The sequence below is a fragment of the Bradyrhizobium sp. USDA 3397 genome, from assembly GCF_054060965.1.
Window position 1 is genome coordinate 6,628,261 of record NZ_JBSSDS010000001.1, and the last position, 14,813, is coordinate 6,643,073.

The 14,813-nt window shown below is 61.2% G+C and carries 7 protein-coding genes and 3 pseudogenes; 5 read left to right on the forward strand and 5 right to left on the reverse strand.

Annotated elements, in window-relative coordinates:
* Window positions 1-1,135: 1,135 nt before the first annotated feature.
* Window positions 1,136-2,101 (reverse strand): hypothetical protein, encoded by a 966-nt coding sequence (locus ACVWYQ_RS30715; protein WP_456726672.1) that lies wholly within the window; start codon window positions 2,099-2,101, stop codon window positions 1,136-1,138.
* Between the two features lie 674 nt (window positions 2,102-2,775).
* On the opposite strand from ACVWYQ_RS30715, the pseudogene ACVWYQ_RS30720 reads away from it, so the two are divergent.
* The 4 genes and pseudogenes from ACVWYQ_RS30720 (at window position 2,776) to ACVWYQ_RS30735 (ending at window position 8,598) form a co-directional block, all read left to right on the forward strand.
* A pseudogene (locus ACVWYQ_RS30720) lies at window positions 2,776-2,996 on the forward strand (hypothetical protein).
* A 26-nt stretch (window positions 2,997-3,022) separates the two neighbouring features.
* Window positions 3,023-3,389: pseudogene (locus ACVWYQ_RS30725) on the forward strand (hypothetical protein); the annotation flags it as partial.
* 839 nt (window positions 3,390-4,228) lie between these two features.
* Window positions 4,229-7,573 carry an AAA family ATPase gene (locus ACVWYQ_RS30730; protein ID WP_456726673.1) on the forward strand — a complete coding sequence of 1,115 codons (3,345 nt, stop codon included), beginning with the start codon at window positions 4,229-4,231 and terminating at the stop codon, window positions 7,571-7,573.
* A gap of 260 nt (window positions 7,574-7,833) precedes the next feature.
* On the forward strand, window positions 7,834-8,598 hold the full coding sequence (locus ACVWYQ_RS30735; RefSeq protein ID WP_456726674.1) for a molybdate ABC transporter substrate-binding protein: 765 nt from the start codon (window positions 7,834-7,836) through the stop codon (window positions 8,596-8,598).
* Window positions 8,599-9,127: 529 nt separating this feature from the next.
* Here ACVWYQ_RS30735 and ACVWYQ_RS30740 read toward each other — a convergent pair.
* Both ACVWYQ_RS30740 and ACVWYQ_RS30745 read right to left on the reverse strand, forming a co-directional pair.
* Window positions 9,128-10,324 (reverse strand): alpha/beta fold hydrolase, encoded by a 1,197-nt coding sequence (locus tag ACVWYQ_RS30740; RefSeq protein ID WP_456726675.1) that lies wholly within the window; start codon window positions 10,322-10,324, stop codon window positions 9,128-9,130.
* 16 nt (window positions 10,325-10,340) lie between these two features.
* Window positions 10,341-11,789, reverse strand: a complete 1,449-nt coding sequence (locus tag ACVWYQ_RS30745; RefSeq protein WP_456726676.1) for a DUF4403 family protein — start codon at window positions 11,787-11,789, stop codon at window positions 10,341-10,343.
* A gap of 462 nt (window positions 11,790-12,251) precedes the next feature.
* Here ACVWYQ_RS30745 and ACVWYQ_RS30750 point away from each other — a divergent pair.
* Window positions 12,252-12,467 (forward strand): annotated as a pseudogene (locus ACVWYQ_RS30750) (tyrosine-type recombinase/integrase); the annotation flags it as partial.
* Here the strand turns inward: ACVWYQ_RS30750 and ACVWYQ_RS30755 are convergent.
* Window positions 12,412-12,771: a hypothetical protein gene (locus ACVWYQ_RS30755; protein ID WP_456726677.1), complete on the reverse strand. Its 360-nt coding sequence runs from the start codon at window positions 12,769-12,771 to the stop codon at window positions 12,412-12,414. The pseudogene ACVWYQ_RS30750 and the gene ACVWYQ_RS30755 sit on opposite strands and share 56 nt — an antisense overlap.
* A gap of 534 nt (window positions 12,772-13,305) precedes the next feature.
* Window positions 13,306-14,349: a tyrosine-type recombinase/integrase gene (locus ACVWYQ_RS30760; RefSeq protein WP_456726678.1), complete on the reverse strand. Its 1,044-nt coding sequence runs from the start codon at window positions 14,347-14,349 to the stop codon at window positions 13,306-13,308.
* Window positions 14,350-14,813 lie beyond the last annotated feature (464 nt).

Here is a 14,813-nt window from a genome sequence, read left to right on the forward strand (position 1 = left end):
CCAACGACAGCAGCTCCGCCGCGTGGGCCGCGAACGGCCGCCCCGCGTGGGCCAACAACAGCGCCTCCACCACGCGGACCGCGCACGGCAGCCCGAGCCAAGTGCACGTTGGACGGCGACGAAGCAATCGCGCCGACCAGGTGCGGGTCAGCAGGAACGGCACGCGCAGCGTTTTGCGCGCCGAACCCGACCATGCAGACAAGCGCAACGGAAAACAGAAGAGCCTTGTGCATGTTTTAACCTCCAAGACGCCCCCACCGATAAGCCTATCCCACCTTGACGCTCGCGGGCTGTTTTTTTGCTCGGTACGACTTCCGATAATGGGTTCGCCAGCAAGATACCCGCGCTTGACGCACTCACATGATCACTTTACCCCCGGCGTGATCACGTTGGAGAGCATCAAGTGGCAAAAAAGACGAAGAGCAAGCGCAAAGAGTATACGAAGGAAGACGTCAAGCTACTGAAGGCACATTCCAAGGCTCGCACGCCGGTAGCCAAGCTCTCGAAGCTGATGAAGCGATCCGAGGGCTCGTTGAGGCAAAAGGCACGTAGCCTTGGAGTTGGCTTAGGGCATCAGCGCTAACTCTGCACACAATGAGCAGGGCCCGCCGGTTCACGCTGGTGGGCCCTGCTCCAGTTTCACTTTTTCAGGCAAAGACCAATTGTCGGCGGAGTGCTGCACTTTCCGCCATCCGCGCTGCCACCAGTGGGGCAGAACACCGACACAAGCATTTCGCTGCTGTCGCAATTGACGGCGCCGTCGGCCTGCACCACTCGGATATTGACCGACGCCGGATCGCCCTTGTCTCCCTTGTCACCTTTCGGTCCCTGCGGTCCTTGGGGACCTTGCGCGCCTGCTGGCCCCTGTGGGCCTGGCACGCCCTGAATCCCTTGGGCACCTTGCGGCCCGGCCGGCCCCTGGGGTCCTGGATCACCCTTCGGTCCGGGTTCTCTGCCACACGCTGCAAGGGCTAAAGCGGCAGTCATTGCGACTACCGTGATCATTTTTTGCATTGCGATCCCTCCAATCGAAGAGACCATTAAACTGGTCGCCTGAGAGAGCCGCAATAGAGAAGCCCGCCGGAGTTACCGACGGGCTTCTTCCTAAAGATCAGGGTAGTTCCGATAGAGGCCTTCAGGACCAGAGACCGACGCTGACCCTCTCGATCAGGGGCATATCGCTATCATGGAATGCCGGCGCATCGAGCGATACCGGACCATACTTGGTCGGGAACATGCGATCGGTGCCGCGCAGGAACTCGCGATATCGGCGCGGCGCGTCCTCGATGGATAATTGTCCCTCCAAGATCGCAAGCATCATGTCGCCCATAACGTCCTTGCGCGTGTGATAGTCCAGATGGCGCGGAACGGCGCGGTCAACCGCCGTGAACACTTCGTGCGACGGTCCGGCAATGATGCCGGTCAGTGTCGGGCCTCGGATGACTGACTTGCGCGTGATCAGCCTGCGCGGGTTGTGCAAACTGTTCCTCAAAAAGAGGGGCTTTAGGATAGCCTCAATCTGCGGGTTGTCGCGCATCGCGTTTTTCAGCGGCCCGAGCGCCATGACGCGCTGACTGCTGCGGTAGCTCGTGAGCTTGTACATTGAAGCACCGGCTTTCGCTCGCTCGATCACGTTGGCAACGTCGCTGGCCTTGTAGCTTCTGGTATGCTCATAACCTCGCTCGCAGATCAGGCAGCGACGGACCTGCCATTGCCCTTGCTTAAGTGTGCGAACGACTGACGTTTCCGCGGTGAGTAGGTGTCCGTTTCGACAATGTGTCTTTGCCATCATCTTCTCAGGGCATGTCCTCACCTTGCGAGCGGTGGTGTTCGCGTGAGACTTGCGAATGACCTCAGCCCACCATTCGGGCCGCTCCGCTTTCAGTATGTCGCGGAAATGTATGCTGACAGGGCAATCTCGTAGTGTGCCGCCCTCATGGAGGTGAGCTGTGATCTTGGCGGCATTGCCTTCGTTGTCCGGGACAGACGGTATCCGTCCGCCATTTCGCTTTGTCGCAGCAGACACCTTTGCTGCACACGATACGCTTGTCTGTTGTTCGATACTCATAGCCAAGCCATTCTCGTGGTTGATGTCGGCCAATTGCCGACGCCTGATTGACAGCCTGAGTCGAGGCACGATCGCGGCACGCCGAGCCATCAGAAAGCGCAGTCACGGCGGATGGGCGGCTGATTCTCGAGCGCCGGCAGCACCCCCAGGCACTGCCGGCTCGCAGTTGCTAGTTGGCCAACTGGCTGTTCGGCTGGGACGTCGAAAGGCAGGCGCCCGTCGCCTCACCGGACTGCATCATTCCGCCGATCTCAATCATCGCGCCACGCTGGCGGCTCGACGAAAAGGCCGCAGCGATTCAGCTCGCCGCGGCCTGCGCCGTGTCAAAAAGGAACCGGGTGAAAGAGGTAGGTGCATTATGGTGCCAGCCCCGGTTTGCCAAGTTTTCCCGATATCTGGGTTCCGGCCACAACAAAGGTGAATCAACGGTGGGTTTCACCTTGATCCAGTGCGCGTGCCCACTTCCGCAGCCGCTCGCATGCTTGGAAGCCAGATCCCGCGACCCATCCCCACGACGGCCGTGACCACGATCGTGCCAGAAGCCGTCGAAGGCGAACAGAAGCTGGCCGCCTCGCTCGTCGCCTTCGCGCTTTCGAATGCCGGTGTGACATAGAGGGCTCATCGCTGGCGTCTCTATCGAGCTCACTTGCCACTAAGCTGTCTCGCTGGCGTTCGAACGATTAGGAACGGGGAGCGCATGTTCCACATTGCTTGTGAGGATCGTGATGGATCACAGTGGCCAGCCGGCACTTCTTCGACAACTCCAATGCAGAAGCATTGGTCGAGGCGGAGAGGCTTTTTTCTGCAATTTACCACCAAAGGATATACCGGGGCGGTGCGGAAGGGGCCCGGTGAGGTAACAAGGATCACCGCGTTCGATCCTATCGCCGAAGAGACATTGTTCTTCCCGCGGCTCGTGGGCGGGTGAGCACCAGTGAGGAGAAGGTTCGCCGCATCGGCCCGTGGACGCCTCGGAGCCTGGCTATCGGTACGCTTTATCGAGCAGCAAAGGAGGAGAAAACGGTTCAGGCTCGAGCGCTGCGACTGCTGCGTTCTTGGCTTTCGCCCCAGCAAAGGGTCGAGTTCGAGAGGAAGGGGTACTTCGACGTCGTTGGGTGCGATACCGGAAAGCGATACCGCATCCGGCGGGGAACGTCCGGCAACGTCAACGAGATCGACGAATACGGGCGGCTCAGCACCGGGTGGTGCTTCGTCCCGGTGGGTGGCTTGGTCGAGGGCGATGTCATGCTAGCTCAAAAAAATAGCTCTTGAGACCGAGGAGGAACGCGCCTTGAGCATCGCCAATAGCTTCCCCCGGGCCGATCCGATGGCGCCGGCCCGATACTCGTCCGTCAGAGGGGAGAATTGCGCTCTTAGAGGCGGACTGGTGTCGCGGACCGGCGCCAAGCCAAGAGCGGCGCCAGCAATGGGGCGTGCGCGGAGCTTGGTCGCACATCAACAAGAAACCCGCCACTTAGAGCCCAAGCAAGAGGCAGCCGCGATTTCGTTGGAACGCTGCATCACGGCATAAATTGAGCAGAGGGGGCGAACTCTTAGGAAGAATGCGGTGCGTGCGATTTTGACCTTGAGCGTTTTGATAAGCGTGTGCGCGGTCGTAAACGCAGCATCTGTGTATCAAGGGCATCGCGGGCACGCGGTGCTCCGTCCCCATCATCACATGTGCCCATCAGGCTCAGCCTCGGGCTTTGCCTATGCGCCGCGTCCATACTATCGGTCAGCCAGCCCCTGTGACAGGCCAGAACCGTATTTCGGCGCTTGTCAGGGTTATGCGCCTGGTGAAAAGGAGCGTTTTCTTGAGAGCGTGTTCAACCCTTACTAGTTGAGAGGCTCAGCCGGTCGCGACTGAAAGAGCGGCCGGGCAATTCAGGCCGTTGCCCCTCCTGGCAGCGCAACGATGCCAGCGGCTGCAATGTCCGCTCGGGTCAAAGTCCGAAGAACTCAGGTCCAGCAAATCTGGCCCGCTCTGGCAACGAGCGGACTTCCGATCGTCGGGCGCAACGCCGGCGATGGGCCATGAGCCGACATCAGTGGGGCCGGCTTCTTCCGGGATTCCTGCAGTGAGAAGATACCTTTTGGAGCGCGGGCTCGATCTGGTAAAATGCGCAGCCACCGACGGCCTGAACGACCAGGGAGGAGGCCGTGGACGAGTTGGAGCGCTGGCTGGCGCCGCTTGGCCTGGCCGGGATTGCACCCGCATTACGGGCGAACGATGTCGATCTCAAGATCCTGCCTGAGCTGAGCGAGGCGGACCTGGAGAAGCTCGGTCTCTCGCTTGGCCAACGCAAGAAGCTATTGAAAGCGGCCGCCCGCCTGCCACAGCCCTCGGAGTTGGCAGGCCCGAGCGCCGCGCCGGCACCAAGCCTGAGCGCCGTCTCCTCGGCCGAACGGCGGCAACTCACGGTGATGATCTGCGACCTCGTCGGTTCGACCGCGCTATCGGCTGGTCTTGACGCCGAGGACCTACGTGAGGTGATCGGCGTCTATCACCGCTGCGTCGCTGAGACGGTCGCCCGCTTCGACGGCTTCGTCGCCAAGTACATGGGCGATGGCGTACTGCTTTATTTCGGCTACCCACAGGCGCATGAGGACGATGCCGAGCGAGCGGTGCGCGCCGGTTTGGCCCTCATCGACGCCGTCGACCAACTGGAAACATCCGAGCGTCTTCGGATCCGGATCGGCATCGGCACAGGGCTTGTCGTGGTCGGTGACCTCATTGGCTCAGGCGAAGCACAGGAACGCGCCGTAGTAGGCGAGACGCCCAACCTCGCGGCCCGCCTGCAAGCTCTTGGCGAGCCGAACACCATTGTCGTAGGCCCCACGACGCGCCACCTGCTAGGCGATCTTTTCGAGTATCGTGATCTCGGCGCGATCGCGATCAAGGGCTTTCCGCAGCCGGTCCAAGCCTATCAGGTGCTCCGGTCGAGCGCCGTCGAGAGCCGGTTTGAAGCCTTCCATTCGGCCGGTCTTACGCCGCTGGTCGGCCGCGAGGAGGAGATCGAACTGCTGCTGCGCCGGTGGCAGCGAGCGATCTCTGGCGAGGGGCAGGTGGTGCTGCTCTCAGCCGAGCCCGGGGTCGGGAAATCGCGGCTGGTGGCGGCCCTTCAGGAGAAGCTTCAAGCCGAACCGTACTCGCGCCCGCGCTGCTTCTGCTCGCCGCACCACCAGGGCAGCGCCCTGTACCCCGTCATCAGGCAATTGGAGCGAGCGGCCCGGTTCACCCGGGACGATCCGCCGACGGTCAAGCTCGACAAACTGGAGGCGCTGTTGGCGGGCGCAGCGACCGCCGTCGAGGACGTGCCGCTCTTGGCGGAACTGCTGTCGTTGCCCTCCGACCGCTATGATCCAGTTGCGCTCAGTCCGCAGGCGAAGAAGGAGCGCACGCTTCAGGCGGTGGTACGGCACGTCGAGGACCTGTCTCGGCGCAATCCCGTACTGATGATCTTCGAAGACGTGCACTGGATCGACCCGACCACGCTTGAGTTGCTCCAGGTGACAGTCGATCGCGTGCAGCATCTGCCAGTGCTGTTGCTCCTCACCTTCCGACCGGAGTTCCCGCCGCCGTGGATCGGCCAGCCGCACGTCACGATGCTGACGCTCGGTCGCTTGAACCGCCGCGACACCGCAACCCTCGTGGAGCGGGTAGTCGGCGAGAAGGTGCTGCCTCGCGCGATCGTCCACGAGATCATCGACCGTACGGACGGCGTGCCGCTGTTCGTGGAGGAACTGACCAAGGCGGTGCTCGAGACGGGAGCCGGTGAACGGGACGCCCAGGGCGTGCTGTCGCGAATCTCACCGGGTGCACTCGCCGTCCCAGCTACCCTGCACGCCTCGCTCCTGGCCCGTCTCGACCGCCTCGGCCCGGAAGCCAAAGAAATTGCCCAGACTGGCGCCGCCATTGGCCGGGAGTTCTCCGACGATCTGATACGGGCCGTCTCGCCCCTGTCGGAAGCTCCCTTGCAGGCGGCCCTTGAACAGCTTGCTGCGTCACAATTGATTTTCCGTCGTGGTTCATCGGCCTATAGCTTCAAGCACGCCCTCGTCCAGGACACCGCCTACGGCACACTGCTGCGCATCAAGCGGCAACCGCTGCACGCGCGCATCGCACGAGCGATGGAGGAGAAGCTCCCGGACGTTGCCGCCACCCAGCCGGAGGTGCTTGCGCATCACTTCACCGAAGCTAACCTAACGGAAAACGCTGTTGCCTACTGGCGCAAGGCCGGCCAGCGCGCAGCAGAGCGCTCGGCCCACGCGGAGGCGATCGCCCATCTCCGCAATGGGCTGATGGTCGCTGAGCAGATTGCCGATCCAGCGGAACGAGCCTGCCACGAACTCGAGTTGCAGCTCGTGCTTGCGCCTGTGCTGATCGCCACCAGGAGCTGGTCGGCACCGGAGGTGGAGCAAGCATACTTGCGCGCCCGCGACCTGTGCCGGCAAGCCGGCGATGTGGCGCAGCTCTTTACCGTTAGTTGGGGCTTGTGGCTCGTGTACCAGCAGCGCTGCGACTTCAAGACGGCTCGCGATCTGTTGGACGAGCTGTTTGCAGTCGCTCGGCGGAGCGCCGATCCGGGACTCCTCCTGCAGGCGCATCATGCCGCATGGACAACGCTTCTCAATCTTCCGGAGCCGACCGCGTGCCGCGCGCATCTCGAGGCGGGACTGGCGCTCTATCGGCCGGACGCGTACCGCGCTCACAAGTTCCTCTACGGCAGCCACGACGCGGGTGTCTGCAACCGATACACCGCGGCCGCCGCACTGTGGCCGCTCGGTTTCCCCCAGCAGGCGCTCGCGATGGCGCGCGAGGCCGTGAGCATGGCGCGGGAGCTGTCGCACCCCTTTAGCCTTGTGCTCGCCCTGGTGTTCGCGGGGATGATCTACCAGCATCGGCGGGAAGCGGAGCCGGCCCTGGAGCACGCAGAGGCCGCAATCGCGGTGTGCGCCGAGCATGGCATCGCACCGCACTTGGCGGCGGCTGGAAGCATTTTGCGGGGTTGGGCGATCACGGTACGCGGGCAGGCGGTGAAAGGGATCGCGGAGGTTCGCGACGGTCTCGCGGCCGTCAAGCCGACGGGGGTGCGCATCCGTCGACCTTATTATCTCGCGCTGCTGGCTGAAGCTTTGGCGTGGGCCGGAGAAATCGAGCAAGGACTGACTGCACTGTCCGAAGCTGCGGCCGCTGTCGAGGAGACCGGGGAGCGGCGATGGGAGGCGGAAATTTATCGCTTGATTGGGGAGCTGACGGCGGCGAGGCCAGGCGGCGATAGGACCGAAGCGGAAGCGCACTTTCGGCGAGCGCTTGACGTGGCCGGTCGCCAGAGCGCGAAGGCTCTGGAGCTGCGCGCTACCACGAGCTTGGCCCGGCTCTGGTGTGATCAGGGCAAGCAGCAGCAGGCCTGTGATCTCCTCACGCCGGCCTATGGCTGGTTCACGGAAGGTTTCGACACACCTGATCTGCGGGAGGCCAAAGCGCTGCTTAGTGCGCTCTAGTGACGCTCCTGCGATATTAATCGACGCCGACGATTGGCACTTGCTCCGGGGTCGCTCCGGAATGACCGCTTCGGGTCAGAATGCGAAGAACTCATTGAGCAAATCTGGTCCGCTCTGCCGCGATAAGCACCTCCGTGAGACGCAGCGCAACTTCGCAGATGGGCCCAGAAGCGGACATTACTGGATTTTCCTGACTAGAAGAGGGACCCGACAGAGGCGCTGCTCTTGATACGTGGGCCGAGGGGACAGGGAGGACGAAGATGCCCGACCGCATATTCAGTTGCTACGCCGCATTTCTGGTCATCGCATGTACGACCTTTAGCGCCCCACTATTGGCAACAGAGTTGAAGGTGATCGCCCCGAACGCTGTGAAGGAAGCGGTTGCAGAGCTTTCAGCCCGTTTCGAGAAGAAGGCGCGGGTCACGCTGGTCCTGAGCTGGGCTGGATCGGAGGCGATCGCCAAACGCGTTTTGGAAGATGAGATATTCGATGTTGTCATCAGCACCTCGCCTGGCCTTGATCGGCTGACGAAAGAGGGACGACTTGTAGCAGCATCCAAACAAGACTTCTCCCGATCTGCAATCGGCGCAGCCGTAAAGGCGGATGTTGCCCGGCCCGATGTGTCGACGACGAAGGGGCTGCGCGAGGCCCTGCTGAAAGCCGAGTCGATCGGCATTTCCTCCGGTGCAAGCGGCCGCTACTTGGAGCAATTGTTTCAGAAGCTTGGGATCGCCGATGAAATCAAGCACAAGATCAAGCAACCTCCATCAGGCGCCCAGATTGGTGATCTTGTAGCCCGCGGCGATATCGAGCTCGGCTTTCAACAAGTAACCGAGCTGGTGCATGCGAAAGGGCTCCAGTATCTCGGCCCGCTTCCGGCCGAAGTTCAGGGGTTCACAATCTGGTCCGCGGCCGTTCACACGGGCTCGAAGGAGCCCGACGCTGCCGCAGCTTTCGTCAAGGCTCTGTCAGCCCCGGAAGCTGCTGCTGCCATTCGATCGAGTGGAATGGAGCCACTGCCCTGATCCCACTCGACAGAGAGCCTACTAGCCTTGGGCAAACGCTCCCCCGCCCCTCGGAACGAGGTCTGCTATGCGCTCAATAGCGGCGTGAAAGCGAACATCGCACGAGGTCGCAAATGGGCCTCAAAATGCGAAGAACTCCGCGTAAGTAAATCTAGTCCGTTCCACCCCACTAAGCGGGCCCCAGAGAGGTGCCTCACTTCGCATCTGGGGCCAAATTCGGACTGATGCGGCAAGCAAATTGGCTCGAGCGCTTCGACCCCGGCATCACCCACGGTAAGATCAAGGTTTCGCGGGTCTTCGGACCTCAACGTTCTCTCCGACCTCGATCACCTTCAGATCTTCACCAAGCTCCACTGGCCCAAAGGTCTTCCGCGTTGGTGGAATGAGATCTTGCTCGATGGTTTGGGCAACACGACGTGTGAATACACCGCCAGCTTGGGCCTTGTCTCCTGCCGCGCATAAGGTCTGGTTGCTGGTTCGAGTTCTGCCGGGCCCACCAACCTTCGCTCGCGTAGCGAGCGACCGTGCCCTATCTGACGCAGTCGTCTGGAGGTGTTTTCCGGGCGAAACGGTCAGTGATCCAGTTCACCGCCGCCATCGTGCTCGCTTGTGCGGCGCGTCCATGGCCGATACCGGGCAGCATGATCATCCTGACCTTGCTGCCCGCCTTGCACAGTCTGTCCATGTAGGCCTGCGTAACCGCCGGCTGGATGATCTGGTCGCTGGTTCCCTGTGCCAGAAAGATGGGGATCTCAGGAGAGAGCACACCGGTGCTGTTCTGTTCAAGAAGCGAGCGCCAAGGTTCGGCCTTGGTCGGATCTTGCACCATCAGGAAATATTGCTCGAGTGGCCTCCCTGTTCTTTGCCTGACGATCAGGTCGAAAGGCCCTTCGATGCATTCTTGCGCTAGCCTTTCAATGGCAGGCATGGCGCGCGGATCGACAACATCGTCGATGGCGGCTCCATAGACCCGGTGCCACGACCATAGCGTCATCGCCGTGATGTTCTTGCCACCGATCGAGTTGATATCGTCACTCATCAGCTTCGCAAGATCCGTAGCTGGCGCCGCCGCCGCGACGCCGAGAAGCTTCAGCTCAGGGGCGTAAACGCTTGCCATCATCCCAGCGAAGAGCGCGGCTTGCCCGCCTTGCGAATGTCCCCATACGATGAAGTCCTTGCCCTCGCCTGCCCGGGGAAGGGAGCGTGCGGCGCGCACGATATCGATCACGGCGCGACCTTCGCTCTCACCCACCAGATAAGGATGCGGGCCCGGCGTGCCGAGCCCCGGATAATCGGTCGCCACCACGACGAAGCCACGGGCGATCATCGAGCGAAGGCCCTGGATCTGCTGAAACAGAAAAATCGCCAGCGACGGCGCGCACCGCGGGACGATGCCCGATGTAGGATGCGCCCAAGCAACGATCGCACGACCGCCGGGCGGGGGCGCACCTTGCGGGACGACAACGACGCCGGACACAAAGACCGGCCGGCGGTTCAGCCCCGTTGACCGATAGAGTACGCGATAGGTGGAGGCGCCGAGCGGAGCGCCGTCCATCGGCTCCTGCCGCACCAGGGTGCCCGGCGCACCAGCGAGCAATGATTCCGGCGCATCATAAAATGCCGTCTGGGCCGACGCTATCCGCGCCAGGCCAAAGATCGCTGCGGCGACGAGCGCATTTGACATCCGTTTGCGTCGCCAGCGGCCGACGAAATTGAAGTACTGCATGGTTCAGCTCACGTGCTTACAAGCCGTAAGATATCTTCAGACCGCCGCTGGCATGAAGAGCAATCAGGATCCCTTCGCTCAACAACAGCACTTTCTCGAGCCTTGCCGAGCCGAGGCGCCCCTCCATGCGAAAGCCATCCTTCAATGGGCGCGTCAGGCGCTCGTTCGCCGCCATGAGCAGGTTCTGATAGGAGATGCCGTAGTCGAGATTAGCGACATTCTTCAGTTGCGCCGCCAGCTGTTGCACGGCAGATCGAATCTGGCTGTCATCTGACGAAGTTGTCAGGTCGATTTCGCCGAGACTGAAGGTCCTGGCGTTAGTATCGACATTTGGCGAGGCGGAGAGATAGGTCCATTGGCCTGCGCTGGAATCGGTGTCCGAGCTCTTTGCCAGGCGCAGGCCGATCACGAGTTTACCCGATGACGGATAAACCTGAACCTCGCGCACGGAAGTGTCCAGGGTCGGCGCGGCTGCCATCGCCTGGCTGATCTTGTCCTTGAGTGTATCGTAGTTGATGCGGATGGGAAGAATGACGTCGAAAGTTCCCGGCTCCGCCACCGCAGTGCCGAGCGGCGGCAGTCCTGTTGGCGTGACAGCCGGCGGCTGCTGCCCTATCACGGTTTCGGCGGAGCCGGTAAGTTCAAGCGATCCCCACAACAGCTTGGCGTTGGCGCGGACCCCGGCGAAAGCCGCGCTCTGCGGGGTCAGCTGCAGCCAGGCCGGTGGATCCTCCGCGAGTTTGATCGGTTCAAACGCGTGACGCCACGCCATCTCGGCTTTGCCGTGCAGGTCGAGTGCGCGCGCCGCCGCCAGCGCGCGCGACCGGATGCGGCTAAGTTGCGTCCGGATGTTGGGCTCAACATAGGGCGCCAGGTCAAACTCGCGGCCGAGCACGTGAAGGTAGGGATGTTCGCTCCAGTGGAAGGAGTCGCTGATGTTTAGCTGCAGCGACCCATCCCTCCGCAGTTCGGGGCGCGCTTCAACCTCGATCGTCGCGCGCGCCTCGGTGTCGCCGCGAATGCGCGCCGTGAAACGATTGGCTCCTTGGCCTTCGGCGGCGCCATATATGGAGACCGCTCCGAAGACGTGGTCGCCCCGGCCATACAGCGCAACGGGGCTAGTCCGGTCGACGAAGCCCCAGACGTCGCAATTGGCGTTGACGCGGAAGATAAAAACACGACGATGAACGCAGTTGACGCGTTCGTCGATGGTGGCAAGCCGCTTTGGAATATCCCGCTCGATCGCCGCAGCGAGAGCCGGCAGCCCGAACTCGATCGTCGCAGAGATGCGCGAAGTCGTTACGAGCGGTGTTGCTGTGTCCGGGCTCAGCGCCGGCTTATCGGCGCCGAACGCGACTGACGGGAGCGCGCCGAGAGTGAGTGCGGCCAGACGGGCTATGCCCATACGTGATCTATTCGCGATTGGTTCGTATTCCGGCTGATAGCTGCGTGATCGAGGAATCATTCTGGTGCTCCAGCTTCAAGGAAAACGAGAACCACAGTCTGTGCTCAATGCGCTCGCGAGCGATAATAATGCTTTACGTTAGGAATGCACGAACGGCGGAAGCTGTTTCGCGACCCGGGCTCGGCAAGTTGGCAACCACCGCCATTCTGTATCCGGTTTTCGACGGGTGCTGCGCGGATCTTCCACGAGCTCGAGAACCTCAGAAAGCAACCTAACGATGAACGTCTGGCGTCTCACAAGTCAAATGACAAATGATGATGGCCTTGCAGACCCTTCGCGTTACCGCACAGTTTCACACCAGAAATGGCCTCGACGACGCGGCGCTGCTGGACTACTTCCGCGATCACACGTCAGCGCCCTGAGCTAGTTTGGGCGGTACGGTCCTCGCGCGACAAGATGTCCATAACGCAGCGCAAGATGCAGCGGCCTAATCATTCCGGGTGAGACGTTCGCCATGCTCGGAAAAAGTCCAGCGGAATCGATCAGGTCTACAATCACGACGAACAGTGGATCATCCGCAAGATGGCATTCGAAGCGGCCCACGACCACATTGCAGAGTTGGTCGGCGCAAAACGGGTCGGCAAAATCGTGCGCCTACAGCGGACGAATCCGCTTGACCCGATCAAGGCCGAGCTCCTCGGTCGGCTCCGTGAGCATTATGCGGCTGAGGCGTCCTAGTGGTCTTATCGTACATGGCCAGATAGTCGCGCACCGCATCGACACGATAGAGGGGGCGACCATCGACGTAACGCCATTTCAGCGGGTGGTTTGGATCGCGCCGCCACTGCTCCAGCGCGCCAGGCGTGCGCCGGATGACCGCGGCCGTCTCTAATGCCGTCAAATTGGAGCTACCGGGCAGAGCATCGACGTCGAACGTCGCGGGCGGCGGCATGCCACGGTTTTTGCGTGGCCGCTTCGTCGCGTGCAGCTTCTTGCCACCATCTGGCGCCCCTAATGCCTCGATCGGAGTCTTCCCGCCCATGCCTGCGTCCGAACCGTGACCCGCTGAGGCAATAGAAGCGCAGGCTTCTCCAGGAACAAGAGGTCTAGAGCTTAAGCATAGCTGCCGGGTAGCTGTGGCGTGCAAAAAGGACGAATTGCATCCATTTGCCGAGAGGTATGGGGCTTGTAAGGGCGTCGCGGGGCCGATCGGTACTTAAATGTCAGAGAGACCTCGCATTAGGGAAGAGCTGCGCACAATCGATTATTGGAGCACCTGACTCTTAATCAGCGGGTCCCAGGTTCGAGCCCTGGTGCGCCCACCAATCTTTTCAAAGACTTGGGCAGACCTCGCGCAGAACGGACCTTTCAGTTGGGAGGTCAGTTGGGAGTTTTTGTTCGGTTTCCGTGCTCATCGACACTGCCGATCTCCTCCACGATTGGCGGGATGGCTGCGCGTTACCGCAGCGGCTATCTCGTTTCCGGCGGCGTGGAGCGCTCTCTCACGCAGTAGCCTTGGCGACCGGTGAACGCCTTCACCTGGATCCATCCACATCCCCAAATCCTCGCTTTTTTCCTATCCGTAGACCGCGCTCAGCTTCTTGATCGCTGATTCCGCAAGTTCAACGCGACCCCCGAGGTAGTGTGCCTCGAGTATCTGCTGCACTGTAGCCATGGAGTGCCCGGTAATCGCGGCGATCTCGGGTACCGAGCAATTCGACAGCGCAAGCCGCGTGACCGCCGTTCCGCGCAAATCATGAAAGTGCAAGTCTTTCAGGGACGTCTTTTTGAATGCCTTGTCCCAACTTGTCCGGAAACCGTCTTCCGTCCAGGGTCGACCGAACGAGTTGACCAAAATGGTGACAGCTGAACGCTTCTCCTTAAGCGCAGCATCGAGGGCCTCCTTCAGCGGTGGTCCGACTGGTATCGTTACACGCTGCCGCCCCTTATTGCCGCGACCCTTTGACTGGCGCATCCGGATATACGTGCCATCGTAGTGGCTCCAGGTCAGCCGCAGCAGATCTCCTTGGCGCTGGCCTGTCCATAGCGCAAGCAGGAGAGCGGCCTGCAGCTCGATGGACGCTACGCCGCAAAAGGCACGGATATCGTCGGCGGTCCAGATTATCTCCGAGCGATCGGACTCATAAAGCCGACCACCGCGTTCGCAGACGTTCACACCGATCTTGCCGTGGTCCTTTGCGACCGAGAGCACACGCGCGATCGTCGTCCAGACGTAATCTGCCTTACGCGGTGTGGACGCGAAGGTATTCCGAAATGCCTTGAAGTCCCCCCGTGCACGCCTATCCTCGATCGCGCCAAGCGGCATCGCGCCAAACTTGGCCTCGATCAGCGCAAGATACTGATCGTAGGCACGCTTGCTCTTGTCGCCCAGACCTGTGTACTCGCTCTGGTCCTTGAAGTAGTCGATGAGCGAGCTAAACGTTTCTGCATCCTTCCTTGGTTTGGCTGCGATTGCCTCACTGTACAGCCGTACGAAATCCAGTGTGCCAGGCTCTGCATCGATACGTGGACCACCCTTCCAAGCGTACCAGTACGTCTTGACTGTGCCGTCAGCCAGCCGCTTTGTTAAGCTGTTGATGCCTTTGAGCCGCATCCGCATTTTGCGAAGCCTTCCATTCGTCGTAGGGTGACAGCTGCGGTCGAATTTTAGAGTCGAGACCAGACATCCGGTCAAGGGCTGCGTCGATTGCTTTTCTATCCCATTTGCGTGTTCCCGGAATCGACTTCGGCATAATTCCGCGTCGAACCCAGTCGTTGAACGCCGAAATTGACTCGCAACCTGCGTAAGCGGCAGCTAGTTCATTCGACATGCCACGGGACTCGATCACTCGGCGCGCTCCATTGCCACTCTTGGTGTCGAACTTCGGCTGTTGTTGATCAATGCCTAGAAGGCGGACGACAAAATGGTGGAAGGCTAAGCGTCGCAAATTCGGCTAGCGTGGAGTGGGAATCGGACGGTCAATTCGCGCGAACGACTCCAGAATCGACTTTGTTTTTCTGGTGCGGTGAACCTATCCCGCGCCCGGCACTCCGCTGTTTTGAGTTCTGAGCCAGCGAAGTAGA